General features: G+C 57.7%; 1 protein-coding gene and 2 pseudogenes. All 3 read right to left on the reverse strand.

The genetic code is table 11. The features are described from left to right. Positions 1 to 466, reverse strand: a pseudogene (gene glyA, locus EN749_RS35960) (serine hydroxymethyltransferase); the annotation flags it as partial. 40 nt (positions 467 to 506) lie between these two features. Continuing rightward, entirely contained in the window at positions 507 to 851 is a 345-nt protein-coding gene (locus EN749_RS39500) for a winged helix-turn-helix domain-containing protein (RefSeq protein WP_128364971.1), read from the reverse strand. A gap of 176 nt (positions 852 to 1,027) precedes the next feature. Continuing rightward, positions 1,028 to 1,171: pseudogene (locus EN749_RS39280) on the reverse strand (IS110 family transposase); the annotation flags it as partial. Between the last annotated feature and the right edge of the window lie 90 nt (positions 1,172 to 1,261).

The following is a 1,261-nucleotide window of genomic DNA, read 5'->3' on the forward strand; positions in this document are numbered from 1 at the left end:
GGACACGTTGATAATCAGTCCCGGAAAAGTTGACAGCCCAACCGTGAGTCAGATGGCCGCCTTCCGGAATGGGCAAGCCCATGACTTTGTCACCGGAGCTTAAAAGCGCTCGATAGACAGCCTGATTGGCCGGCGAGCCGGAATAAGGCTGGACGTTGGCGTGTTCGCTGCCAAATAACGTGTTCAAGCGCTCAATGGCGAGGGTCTCAAGCTCATCGACGATCTCGTTTCCCGCGTAGTAGCGCGCACCTGGGTACCCCTCGGCGTACTTGTTCGTGAAAATCGAGCCGGTCGCTTCCAGCACAGCCGAGGAGGCAAAGTTCTCAGAGGCGATGAGTTTGAGCGTCGTCCGCTCCTGCCGTTCCTGTCTTAGAAGCAGTTCGTGAACGCGGCAATCGACCGCGGCCAAGGGAGACCGCCCGTAAGTGTCGGGCTGCGCGATGGCGCCGTCGGCGGTGTTGTCCATGGTAGGCTTCGCGCTCCAATTGGATTAATCTATTTCACGATCAGGCAGGCAGTCCCTTCGACCGCACCTCTCGTATCGCTTCGAGCCGTTGTAGGTCCCGTTCATGATGGCTATCGCCGTGGGGCAGAAGATCGACCAACAACTGAACCAGCCCGCCGTCCTTGCCTCCTGCTTTTAGATGGTACGAGCGCCACGGACGATGTTCGTTGCAGCAAAGAAAGTCGGCTCTGGCGAGCAGCCGGACGTGTCGCAAAACCCGCTCGCGACGCAGACCCAGAATCTCCGCTAGCTCGCAGACAGTTAGGTCCGCATGCGCGCAAAGGCCCAGGATTCGAAGGCGATCAAAATGCGCTGCCGTCCGTAGGCGACTGACCAGTGTCGTCATTGGTCACCCCAAATGGAAAGACTGAATGCCCGTCCTGCTGATTTTGTCATTTGGCGTCTCCGCAGATGCCACAGGCTCGAACCAATTATGTTGTTGCTTACCACTCCCAGCGGTCTGGATTTGCTAAGAGTCTGTGAAGTTCTTTGAAGGATCTGTTGCAACGCTGCACGCGATTGAGCGACCGGCATGATTTGCGTCCTGGTTTGGCGGAACTGTGTGCCGTCGCTCCAGATGCAATGCATGATCACCGCCAGCCGGCGGGCGAGCGCAACGATGGCTTTCTGCTGGCTGCGCCGCTTGGCGAGGTTCATCGCCCAGGAGCATTTCGTCAGGTCAAGCCCTTGGAATTGCGAAAGCTTGCACGATTGATGAAGCCGGTGCCATTGAAGTTCAGCGACGTGTTACAAGGC

The organism is Mesorhizobium sp. M7A.F.Ca.ET.027.02.1.1 (assembly GCF_004022985.1).
Lineage (GTDB): Bacteria > Pseudomonadota > Alphaproteobacteria > Rhizobiales > Rhizobiaceae > Mesorhizobium.

Excerpts from the sequence above, each read along its gene's own strand:
- EN749_RS39500 (WP_128364971.1), bottom strand. The coding sequence starts at position 851 with ATGACGACACTGGTCAGTCGCCTACGGACGGCAGCGCATTTTGATCGC.